Annotated in this window: 13 protein-coding genes; all 13 read left to right on the top strand. The window is 35.4% G+C overall.

Features of this window, described 5'->3' with window-relative positions; all coding sequences use genetic code 11:
- Positions 1-3: 3 nt before the first annotated feature.
- On the top strand, positions 4-213 hold the full coding sequence (locus ACFFIP_RS19020) for a KTSC domain-containing protein (RefSeq protein ID WP_306566546.1): 210 nt from the start codon (positions 4-6) through the stop codon (positions 211-213).
- Positions 214-221: 8 nt separating this feature from the next.
- Positions 222-440 (top strand): hypothetical protein, encoded by a 219-nt coding sequence (locus tag ACFFIP_RS19015; RefSeq protein WP_382389377.1) that lies wholly within the window; start codon positions 222-224, stop codon positions 438-440.
- Positions 441-452: 12 nt separating this feature from the next.
- Positions 453-2,393 (top strand): ATP-dependent nuclease, encoded by a 1,941-nt coding sequence (locus ACFFIP_RS19010; RefSeq protein ID WP_382389376.1) that lies wholly within the window; start codon positions 453-455, stop codon positions 2,391-2,393.
- Positions 2,394-2,411: 18 nt separating this feature from the next.
- Positions 2,412-3,443, top strand: coding sequence for a hypothetical protein (locus ACFFIP_RS19005; protein WP_382389375.1), 1,032 nt, complete (start codon positions 2,412-2,414; stop codon positions 3,441-3,443).
- A 430-nt stretch (positions 3,444-3,873) separates the two neighbouring features.
- Complete coding sequence (locus ACFFIP_RS19000; protein WP_382389374.1) at positions 3,874-5,451, top strand: Eco57I restriction-modification methylase domain-containing protein; 1,578 nt, start codon at positions 3,874-3,876, stop codon at positions 5,449-5,451.
- Positions 5,441-6,406, top strand: a complete 966-nt coding sequence (locus ACFFIP_RS18995; protein ID WP_382389373.1) for a BsuBI/PstI family type II restriction endonuclease — start codon at positions 5,441-5,443, stop codon at positions 6,404-6,406. Before ACFFIP_RS19000 ends, ACFFIP_RS18995 begins: the two co-directional genes overlap by 11 nt.
- A gap of 42 nt (positions 6,407-6,448) precedes the next feature.
- Positions 6,449-7,306, top strand: coding sequence for an HNH endonuclease (locus ACFFIP_RS18990; protein ID WP_382389371.1), 858 nt, complete (start codon positions 6,449-6,451; stop codon positions 7,304-7,306).
- Positions 7,307-7,544: 238 nt separating this feature from the next.
- A complete protein-coding gene (locus ACFFIP_RS18985; protein WP_382389369.1) occupies positions 7,545-8,414 on the top strand; it encodes a hypothetical protein in 870 nt (289 codons plus the stop codon).
- A gap of 209 nt (positions 8,415-8,623) precedes the next feature.
- Positions 8,624-9,904, top strand: a complete 1,281-nt coding sequence (locus tag ACFFIP_RS18980; protein ID WP_382389368.1) for an exonuclease domain-containing protein — start codon at positions 8,624-8,626, stop codon at positions 9,902-9,904.
- Positions 9,905-9,921: 17 nt separating this feature from the next.
- The gene (locus ACFFIP_RS19510; protein WP_496385423.1) at positions 9,922-10,050 is read left to right on the top strand and encodes an avidin-fold protein; all 129 of its coding nucleotides are present in this window, start codon (positions 9,922-9,924) and stop codon (positions 10,048-10,050) included.
- 113 nt (positions 10,051-10,163) lie between these two features.
- Positions 10,164-10,337, top strand: a complete 174-nt coding sequence (locus ACFFIP_RS18975; protein WP_382389367.1) for a hypothetical protein — start codon at positions 10,164-10,166, stop codon at positions 10,335-10,337.
- Between the two features lie 145 nt (positions 10,338-10,482).
- On the top strand, positions 10,483-10,716 hold the full coding sequence (locus tag ACFFIP_RS18970) for a hypothetical protein (protein ID WP_382389366.1): 234 nt from the start codon (positions 10,483-10,485) through the stop codon (positions 10,714-10,716).
- A gap of 347 nt (positions 10,717-11,063) precedes the next feature.
- Positions 11,064-11,729 (top strand): hypothetical protein, encoded by a 666-nt coding sequence (locus ACFFIP_RS18965; RefSeq protein WP_382389365.1) that lies wholly within the window; start codon positions 11,064-11,066, stop codon positions 11,727-11,729.
- The last annotated feature ends 139 nt before the right edge of the window (positions 11,730-11,868 follow it).

The raw sequence follows: 11,868 nt of genomic DNA, 5'->3' as shown, positions 1-11,868 counted from the left end.
ACTATGAACAGACAAGCAGTTACCTCTTCAAACATTGCCTCAATAGGTTACGATGCAGATTCACAAACATTAGAAATTGAATTTTTGAATGGTGGCGTATATCAATATTTTGATGTACCTCAATATGTTCACGAAGAACTTATGAATGCAAGTTCTCACGGTCAGTATCTAGCCCAGAATATTAAAGGCGTATACCGTTTTTCTAAAGTATAATATTTATCATGGAAAGATACAGGAATTCAGGAGGGGATTCAGGTGTCTCCTCCTATGAAATAGGTTCTGATTATATCATTGTGAAGTTTTCAGGCTCAGTTCGGACTTACCGATATAGCTACCGAAAAGCAGGTCAGCATCACGTCGAAACTATGAAAAGACTTGCCCGAAGTGGTAGTGGTATGAATAGTTACATCAACCGATATGTGAAAAACTTATATGATTAATGCAATAATTATATGCGATCAAAATTACTAAAAATATCTTTTGGAAATTTAGGATGTATCGGCAACGAAGGCCTGTCGGTCAGCCTCGATAACATCCTATGCCTTGTTGGAGATAACAATGCTGGTAAGTCAACTGTATTGAGAGCTTATGAATTAGCTGTTGGTACACAAACATACTCTTACGATAAGGATTATTGTAAAAGATCCGATCAACAAAATACTTATGTAGAAATCTCAGTTCACATACCAGAAGGAACAGCTAATATAGCTGAGAAGTGGAAAGAGAAACAGGGAGATTTATTAGTTGTAAAAAGCAGATGGGAATGGGATAAAAATGGTTCTAAGACAAGAAAAACGTACGATCCCGAAACTCAAGAATATTCAGATGATGGTAATGCTGCAGGTCTGGATAATGTTTTTAATAGTCGATTACCTGTCCCCTTCAGAATAGGTGCATTGGAGAATCCGCAAGCGGAATTAAAAAATTTACTGAAGCTTATAGTTGATCCTATCGCTGAGAATCTACGTTCACATTTAGATAATAAAGAATCCGAGTTAAGCAAGGCATTAGAGGTCTTTACTGACCACGCTCAAAAGCCAGTAGAAGAGCATAAAGAGATTATTGAAAAAATAAGCCAAAGAATGACTAATAGTCATAATAAAATCTTCCCAAATCTTTCTATTGATTTAAATATAGGAATGTCAGACTTGAAAGTTGACCCTCTTGATGCTTTGATTAAAGGGTCTAAATTAAATATTAAAGAATTTGAAGAAAATATAGACTGGGATCAGCAAGGGAGTGGTTCTCAAAGAGCATTGTTTTGGTCATTATTACAGGTTCGGTCAAGGCTACAGGCAGTAAGGACTTTTAAAGCCGATAATGAAAAAAGAATAAAACAAATAGAAAAAGATATTAAGAAACTTGAAGGCGAAAAGGAAAAGGCAAAGACTGATGCAACAAAAAAAGCGAAACAAGTAACAATTGATGAAAAGCAAGAAGAGTTAGAAAATGCAAAAAAAATTGAGGCAGAAAAAGCGATAGATGAAAGAAATAATGAAGTAGCATTACCAGGTTATATGTTGCTAATAGATGAACCAGAGATAGCTCTTCATCCAAATGGAATAAGAGCTGCATCTAAATACCTTTATGAACTGGCTAACGATCCATCTTGGCAGGTTATGCTTACAACCCACAGCCCTCTTTTTATTAATCCTTTTGAGGATCATACAACAATAGTTCGATTATCGAGAAATGAGGGCAATCCCACTCCAAATACCTATCGGTCTGATGAGATTAAATTTTCTGACGAGGAAATTGAAAATCTGAAATTACTTAACAGTTTTGACCAAAACCTTTCTGAAATGTTTTTCGGTCAGTATCCTATTCTGATTGAGGGTGATACTGAATATGCTGCGTTTGACACAATTATGAGAATGAATGCAGGAAAATATCACGTTAATTGCCGCCCGATACTAATAAGAGCTAGAGGAAAATACACAATCATTCCTTTGATAAAAATGCTAACGCATTTCAAAATAGATTTTTCTGTACTGCACGATACTGATTATCCAAAGAATAAAAAAGGCAATATCAATAATGTCTGGACGGGGAATCAGGATATTTATACTCAAATAACAAATGCGAGAAAATCGGGCCTAAGAGTAGTTCATAGAGTTTCTATGTCAACATTTGAGGTAGCTCATAATGATATTGAACTTGATGAGGATGGAAACTATAAATCTTCATCTGCAAAAGATAAACCTTGGATAATGTACCAAAAAATTAAAGAAGAAGATGCCGTAAAAAAATCTGTTGAAGTAATCTTAGATGATCTTATTGGCACAAAATGCAAGGAAGAACCATTTGATAAAGATTTTTCAGAAGGATTGGTAGAGGAGTTTCAAAGATGGGTGGGTGAAAAAGGCATAAAGGATATGAGGTTTGTAATATAATTTAAAAGTTAGATCAGGATGTTAAGGATAAACCAACAGCTTAAACGCTTAGAGATAAAAGAATTCGAAATCGAAAACCAAATCGTTTTCAACTATTTCGATAACCTTCCGGCAGCCGAACGAGATGAAAAATTGCTTAGGGCTATTTACATAGGTGTACTGGCATTAATGGAAGATCGTATGTCGGCATTTCTTTCCAAAACCAGTAATGAACTGGGCACGGAACTTGAAAGTTTGAAGATGATTTTTGAAATGAAGAAAGAACTTTTCTATAAGTCAACTATCAAAGGAACTTTAGCAGAAGATGAAATTGCAGAATTTTTAAATCAATACTTTGCAGATAAACGCTTAAAGGATCGTGCTTTTTTAACAGGTAATTCAGCAGGGAATTTACCCAAAAACAAAACTGGAGATATTATTTGCGAAATAAACGGAAAGCCTGAATTGAAAATAGCTATCGAATGTAAGTTTGATAAAAGTGTTCGTTTAGGAGATATTGAAAGCAAAGATATTTTTACTCGTAAATCTGATACAGCTTGGAGCCAGTTGATAGAAGCACAAGCCAACAGAGATAGCAAAGTAAGTTTGATTGTATTTGATATTTCCTTAGTAGAAAACTCCATTCTTAAGAATTTTGAAAACGTGGGTTACATTCCCGGAGTTGGTTTCGTTGCCATTATCAATTCACAAAAAGGAGATTACTCCAACTTGGCAATTGCATATATGTTGGCCCGAGACATTGCTTTAAATGCCAAACAATTAGAATTGGATAAAGATATATTGGTGATATTGGTTAATCGACTTATAAAAGATATAAATGAAATCACAGCTATAAAAAACCTGGTGCATAGTAATATTGAGAATAATAAAGCCATTTTGAAACAACTGGAAAAAAGTATGTTGTTAATGGAATTTAACCAGCAGTACCTCAAAAAATTCTTGATGGAAGGTACATTAACAAAAGAGGATTTACTCAATTTTTATCAAGGCGAAGATGTAAAAATAAAGTTCACTAATATTGAAAAAGATATTAATGATTACTTTAGTTAAATTACAATTCCTTTGAAATCAATAGCCTGAACTAGTCTTATTATATTTTGAACGGAATCTTGACATATCTATTTATTATAGATTTTTTAAGTAGGGTCTGCTGATTGGATTTCAAGGAGTATGCTGACCCCTCTGGAACGGAATTTAGTCTGCTTGGCTGCATTCGACTGACATTCCGGCGGATGTTGACCCCTTTGGTTTGAAATTCCGGCGGATATTGACCCCTTTGAGTTGAAATTTCACAGGACATTGACCCCATGATTAATGGGTTTTGTTTGGTTAGTATTTATGTTTGAGTTGCAAAAAACCTGATTCAAGGTTTTTAACGACACCATTTGTCTCACTTTTAAAATTCCGTAAAAGCAGGATTAAATTTTAATAGTTAACTTTAGGCATTTCAATAAAAAAAGAATTTTGATTTAAGTTTAATATGAGTAAGATCCCCTCCCCTTTTGTCGATGAATTGCCAAGTCAATATGCTGATAGATTGGGGAATGCTTATGCAAAATCAAGTGATGCCAAAGACAAGAAAGTTAAAGGGCAATTTTTCACTCCATTGGAAATTGGACATTTGATGGCTTCAATGGTCAATTGCCAAAAATCAACCTTAAAAATTCTTGATCCCGGTAGCGGTGTAGGTTTATTGACCTGCTGCATGGTAGAAGCTCTTGGGAGCAAATTAAGTTCATTAAAATCCATTGAAATAACTGTCTTCGAAACAGATGATAAATTGATCCCTTTTTTAAGAGATGCTTTATCCTATCTTCAATCTTTTTGGAAGTCAAAAAGCATAGAAATATCCTACGTTATTCATCAAGAGGATTTTATCCTTCATTTTGCTGATCAACTTAGGGATGAGTCGGAGCTTTTTATACAGGAAAGAGGCAGATATGATATAGTAATTTCAAATCCCCCTTATTTCAAACTTCCAATTGCAGATCCCAGAGCTATTGCAGCAAAAGTGGTTGTCAATGGCCACCCGAATATTTATGCCATCTTTATGGCATTAGGTGCAAAACTACTGACTTCAGATGGTGAATTAGTCTTCATTACCCCAAGAAGCTACGCATCAGGTGGGTATTTCAGGCAGTTCAGAAACTATTTTTTCGACAAAATCACCATAGAGCGAATTCACCTTTTTGTTTCAAGGAAGGATACTTTTGCAAAAGATAAAGTACTACAGGAAACTGTAATCTTAAAAGGAAGGAAGAAATCCAAAGATGAATCTGAGATTCAAATAACTTCATCAGCAGGTATAAAAGATTTGGATCATCTTCAAGCAAAAACACATCCATACAGAGAGATATTGGACCAAAAAAGTAAGGATAAAATCCTTTATCTCCCTACAAGTCAAAATGAGGAAGAGATTCTTTTAAAATTAAAGCAATGGACATTTAAACTTAGTGACTTTGGAATAAAAGTATCTACGGGTCCTGTTGTAGCATTTAGGAGCAGGTTACAAATAAGAGAACAATTCGAAAATGGGACTGTTTTTTTGGCGCCTTTGTATTGGTTACATAATGTAACCCAAATGGTTTTAACCTGGCCTATTACCAAACCTGAAAAAGGTCAATATATCCTGATCAATGAGGAGACTAGCTCCATATTACTCCCAAGCAAAAATTACGTTTTTTTAAGAAGGTTCAGCAGCAAAGATGATAAAAACCGGCTTGTTGCAGCTCCATATTTTGGATCCGAAGAGAAAGAAAAGTATGTCGGAGTAGAAAATAAATTGAACTATATTTATAGACCTTCTGGAGAACTTAGTAAAGAGGAAGTTTTAGGCATAGCTACAATATTGAACAGTACTGCCTTTGACACATTATTTAGAGTTTTCAATGGTAATGTCAATGTAAGTGCTACTGAACTAAAAGGAATGCCTTTTCCAAGTATCGAGCAAATAATTGAAATCGGGACTGAATTTCTGAATAAGGGAGATTTTACCAAGGAAAAAATAGACTTAGTCATCAATAATTATTTTGAAACTGAAGTAGTCCATGAAACATAAAATTGAAGAAGCTAAGGAAATTTTAAAAGCACTTGGATTACCAAAAGGACAACAAAACGATAGGTCTGCTTTAACCCTGCTTGCACTTTGTAATATAAAAGCTAATGATAAATGGTCTGATGTTGACCCCATGAATATGTCAGTAATGGGGAATAAGGACAATGCAAGATATCTTGGAATTATGCGGTTTATCGCTGAGCATTACGACGTACATTATGCTGAAAATTCAAGAGAGACTATCCGCAGACAAACTCTTCATCAGTTTTTGCAGGCAGGTATCATATTGCATAATCCAGAAAACCCGGCTATTCCTACCAACAGTAAGGACAATCACTACTGCCTGAGTCCAGATGCTGCGAATGTTATTAGATCCTTTGGGACAAAAAAATGGACCTCACAATTAAATGAATTTGAGCAGAAAATAGGTTTTCTTAAGGAAAAGTATGCTAAAAACAGGTCCATGAAGCAAATACCTTTGAAGCTGAAAGATGGTCAAATCATTCATTTTTCCCCTGGTAAGCACAATGAAGTTCAGGTGGCAATTATTAACGAATTTGCTCCAAGGTTTGCCCCTGGATCTCATCTGGTTTATGTTGGTGACACAGCCGACAAAGGGCTCTATAAAAATGAAAATCTCATGCAACAAATCGGAGTACCTAATTTAAACCATAGCAAGCTACCCGATGTCGTTCTATATGATTCTGAAAAAGATTGGCTTTATCTAATTGAAGCAGTTACATCTCATGGCCCAATTTCTCCCAAGAGATATATTGAGTTGGAAGAGTTGTTGATTAACTGCTCATCCGGTAAAGTATATGTAACAGCATTTCCGGATTTCAAGGAGTTCAAGAAACACAGTACGGAGATAGCTTGGGAAACAGAGGTTTGGCTTGTGGAATTACCAGAGCACATGATTCATTTTAATGGAGATAGGTTTATGGGGCCGAGGGAATAATTCAAGAAATACAGTTTTTAGAAATGGATATCAAGATGAATAATGAAAGTAAATAAATATGGATTAAGTAGACATATTCCTGCATCCGTTCGAAGAAAAGTAAGGAAAAATTCAGGATTTGCCTGTGTGGTATGTGGAAGTGCGATTTGTCAATATGATCACGTTGACCCTGAATGGACAGAGGCCAAAACCCATAATCCAAAAAACATAACGCTCTTATGTGGTACATGCCACGACAAAAAGACTAGAAAGATTTTATGTGTCTCTACTGTTAAAGAGGCAATGAAGAATCCTAAATCTTTGGAAAGCGGATTGATAAAAGAATATTTTGATTTCGGAAAAACTATACCAACCATAGTATTTGGTAGGCAGAGATTTACCAACACTCTTAACCTAATCACCATAGACAATAATCGTCTCATTTACATTGAAAAAAGAATAGAAAACGGCTTAAATCGTTACTTTTTAAATGCGAAATTTTTTAATACCTCAGACGAATTACTTTTTGAAATAGAAGATAATGTTTGGTATGCTCCAACCAATGTGGGTGATCTAGAAATTACAGGAAACAGGCTTATTATTAAAGAGGATGATGATAAGATTGGATTAGAACTACAGAATATCCCAGATAAGGAGTTTATAATTAAATCCTTGAACATGTTCTATAAAGGATATAAATTAAATTCTGATCAGATGCAATTTTCTATATCAACACCTTCTGGAAAACAGGTCATAGCATTTTCAAAGGATGTTGAGGCATCAGCTCATACTGCCATTAATATCAAAAAAGAGAACCTAATTTTAAGAAATGTCAGTTTTCATAAAGGGGAGATTGACATGAGAAATTCCGGTGCTGAATTTTGTTACTTTGGTAAGGAAACAACTGTAATAATGGGTTAGGTGGATTTTCTGGAACATAGCCTGTTTGGTTAAAATTCTGGAGCATTACCCTTCTTCAAGCTCGGGTTTGACACCTCAGGCAAGGAATGATAAATAGCGTATATTTTTTCTCCGTCGTACCGCCCGTATTAGGCAGGGTTTGGTAAGTTTTATGGTGAAAAATACCCTGAACAGGGGATTTTTTGTTTATGGGGGAATTGGTAGATTTAAAATTATGTATCACTAAAGCTCCTAAAAGATGTTTGGAAAAATATTTGGCAAAAAATCTACAGAACCTAGCGGTAATAGAACAGGAATATACAAAGTTGTCAATAGTGAACTTATCGAGTTAAAAGAAACGCCAGGCAATGGCTCTATTAATGATATAATTAAATCAATTGGTTATGAAACTTCGCAAATCCATACACTTTTACTTTTTGATTCAACAAAATTTGAATCAATAGGAGTTAAGGTTTTCACAAAAGAGCCAGTATATGTATTAATGAAAAGTAGTGATTTAAAAGCTGATTACAATTCCATAATTAAAGAATTAAATAAAGTTGATTGGAATTTTGAGTATGCTAGTGATGCTGTCGAATATATTTTGGAAGAAGGAATCGCTGAAAGATCATTGTCATATGAATATTTGAGCAGTCTTATGAAGATTACCCAAGAGAATGAAAATGTTTACCATGCTCCAGAATTAGGTCTATTTTTCTATTTTGAAGAGGGATATCTTTCAAATTTTTCATCATCGGACTGGATGAATACTTCTTCGAAGTGGCTTTATGAATTGAATAGAACATTGTTTGAGGAAATTAAGTCAGAAGCATTGCAGTATCATAAAAATGAAATTGAGGCAATGGAAGAAGTGAACCTTCAATGTCATGCCTTAAGAAATATACCTCAAGCTATAAAAAATGAATTCATTCCTTTACATGTAAAACCAAATGGGAATATTAATTTCTATAATTTATTTACAGCCCATTATGGGATGGGAATCATTGAAATTGATGAGTTTAAATTGGTTAATAAAGGCAGATACAAGAAAGTGAAGGACAACCTATTGGAAGTTGGTGGTTTTTTTTATGAATTTGATGATAATGGAGTCCTGTTTTCAGCTAATTGAGATTACATAAAATTAAGTGTTCAATTAGTTGCCTTTAGAATACTTCCAGTTGTACGCCTAGAAGTATTAATTCTTGCCGTATTTTCCAGGGAGTTCGGATTTTCAAGAATAGTAAATGTTGTTAATGAAAAGATGGAGATTGCGATTCAAGAAATGCTTGATTCAGGAAAAGCAATACATGAAAAAGGTAGAATAAAATTGATCTCAATATGACAACTTATAATACACCACACCTTGCCTTTATAGATTTTGAGACGACTGGGTTTTCTCCACGCCGCGGACATAGGATAGTAGAGGCAGCCGTCATTACCACTGATTTGGAAGGGAATGTAATTGATGAATATGAAACTCTTATCAATCCCTTAAGAGAAGTCACGGCATCTGAAGTTCACCGAATAAGTGCATCTATGGTCAAAAATGCTCCTTCTTTTGCGGATGTAATGAATGACTTGATTTATCATTTAAAAGGAAAAACTCTTATCGGTCATAACGTACATTTTGATTTAAGCTTTCTTAAACATGAATTGAAAAGGAATCTACAAAGGGAAGTAGATGTGAATGGAGTCTGTACAATTTCAATCTCTAAAAAGCTGTTGCCTGATCTACCTTTTAGAAGGCTGGAGTCTTTTTGTGAATATTTTGATATTGATAACTCATATGCCCATGCTGCCATGCATGATTGTCAAGCAACATTAGAAGTTTACAAGTGTTTAAGGAAAATGGCAAATGATATGGGGAGTTCAGAGTTCATTGAAGTTTTGAATAGGCCGTTTTTATTTGATCAAGATGTAATCCCCAAAGGATTGAGTTTTAAAAGAGATCATGCAGAAGTTTCGGTTGAGAATGAGAGGGTGATTCTATCATCAATTATCAAAAGACTCCCGAATAATCTATCTGATGAAGTGCCAGTTCAGGAATATTTGAATCTTTTGGATGAGGTATTGGCAGACAGAATTGTAACCCCTGAAGAAGCAGAAGGAATCTTTGATTTAATTTCTGAATTTGGCTTATCCCAATCACAGGTTATGGACATCCATATCCACTATTTAAAAAACCTCATTCATGTGTATTATTTGGATCATATTCTTTCAGATTCTGAGAAAAGGGATTTGGTAAAAGTTTCTGAGATTTTGGGAATTAGCACAGAACAACTTGAAGAATATATCAATCAAGAGTTTCTGATGATTCAAGCCAAAGAAGAAAATAACCCTCCTACAAACCAATCTATTGAGCTCCACAATAAATCTATTTGTTTTACAGGCCAGCTGGTTGCTACTAAAAATGGGGAACCGATTTTGAGGAGTGTTGCCCAATCATTAGCTCTTGAACGTGGAATGATCATCAAAAACGCTGTAAGCAGTAAGCTTGATTATTTGGTAACGGCTGATCCCAACTCTCTTTCCGGTAAGTCCCAAAAGGCTAGGGAAATGGGAGTTAAGATTCTGGCTGAACCAGTTTTTTGGCAAATGATGAGGTATAGTGTGGATTAGGGGTATGCACATCCCTCATGTCTGGAATATGTTATTCAAGACCTGAATTTTTACCATATGGTAAATTGAGGCCGCATGAAACCTGGGAATGGACAAGTGGAGACAAATCAAAAGGCAGCTCCATTCTTAAAGAAATTAATTATTGATTTTATTAATGGGGAATCAATGGGCCAAAAAACCGTTTGGATTCCAGAGGTCATCTGGCCAATTTAGTAGTAGACTGATAGTCTGGCGACATTTAAAATCATCAAAAGGGTAAATGATCAGACAAAGAATTTTCTGGTTAAAAGACAAAAGCCTGGCCGACTTGGATAACCTTCCCGACCCGGACGAATTAGCCGAAGAAATCATCGAAGATGAAGAGGCTGCTTTGGATGGTTTTAGGGGGATAATGGGAATTTTGAATATGAGGGCAGAAGATAAAGGTTTTTGATTGGGCTTAAATTAACCTATTAAATTCCTCTATTTATCCTCATTTGTGATTTAATGCGGCTACTCGAAAATTGCAAATCTGTGAAGGAATATTGCGGGTTTTTAATCCGTGTTCTTGATGATTTCAGCTTGAAAACCGAATGAATATGTTCCAAGCCTGCCTGATCGGATGGGAAGATCTGAAGACTTTAACCAAAGGTGGAAAAACAGAGTCCTGCTTCTGGAGAAGCAGGACAGCGGACGATCTAAAAATAGCAATGATGGAGTCCGGGCATGAAGCCTTGAACCAATTGGGTGCTGTAATTTTTTACCACATAGGGGGCATAGTGCACATAGTGCTGGCCTTTCAATCATTGAATGAATCAAAAGGCATCCTTTAAATATCTTGAAAATATTTAGCTATCGGTCTAAATTATACTGACCACTGCTCGAAAAATGATTTTGGGGAAGAGATAGAGAGGGAGTAAGTCATGCTTCTGGAGAAGCAGGACAACAGTTTTCAGTCTGAAGACTGAGTAGATAGGGTCCAAGTCTCCCACTTGGGAGATAAATCTGAATACCTTGAACCTGAGGGGACTTGAACCAGAGGGGGTAGGACAAGGGGTAGAGGGTCTTGATCCATGGTCTTTATTATTGAATTATTTGACTAATTTATTTTTCTTTAATTAGAACCTTTTAGTTTTATTGCCGTATTTTGATTTTATACCAAACACCTAAACAACAAAACATGAAGAAATTGCTTTTACTTTCGCTGGCAATGTTTGTTGCCTTTTCAGCCTTTTCCCAAACCGAAGAAGAAAAGGCTGTTTTTGATTACAAACAGACCAAACATGAACTTGCGGTAGAAATCCCACCTATTTTTGGAGGGGCTTATCCTTATTCCCTGTTCTATAGAAAAAATTATACAGGACAGAATGGCAAAGCCATGGGGTTCAGGGCCAATCTGCATTTTCGGAATGAGTTCAGGGATAACCTGAGTTTTTTCCAAAATACAGCATATAATAAATCCAATTTTTTAAATTATGGAATTGAAATTGGCCTTGAGAGACAGCGGAAACTGAGTGAAAAATTCATTGGATATGGCGGGATTGATGGAGGATTTTTCTATACAAACAGTAGATTTAAAGAATTGACCCAAATGTTCGAAGGTAATGATGCATTTGTCAATGTAGATGATTTTTCATTTAGCCTGACTAAATTTTGGGGCATGAAATACCATATCAATTCCAGGTTCAGTATTTCTGCAGAAACAGGATTTCAGGGAAGGTACAGTACTTCAGTGACTAGGTCAGCTACGGATAGATTTGGGGAAGTACAGGAACAAAAAGGAGAAAGTAGCTTTTCATTCAACCTGGTTCCATTGAGGGCATTGAGGGTGGCGTATCACTTTTAATTTTGTGTTTTTGATAAAAGGGGGTGTCCGAAAAGTCGAGACACCCTTTTTTTATTGTTGATCTTCTCTAAAATTATTATTTTAGAGTTGAACAAAATACAACAATGTCTAAGGTAGTTTTTAAAAATCAGACTGGCAA

The organism is Fontibacter flavus (assembly GCF_042432905.1).
Taxonomy (GTDB): domain Bacteria; phylum Bacteroidota; class Bacteroidia; order Cytophagales; family Cyclobacteriaceae; genus Fontibacter; species Fontibacter flavus.
The sequence above is the reverse complement of the archived record's forward strand: the minus strand, read 5'-3'. Positions and strand labels throughout refer to the sequence as shown.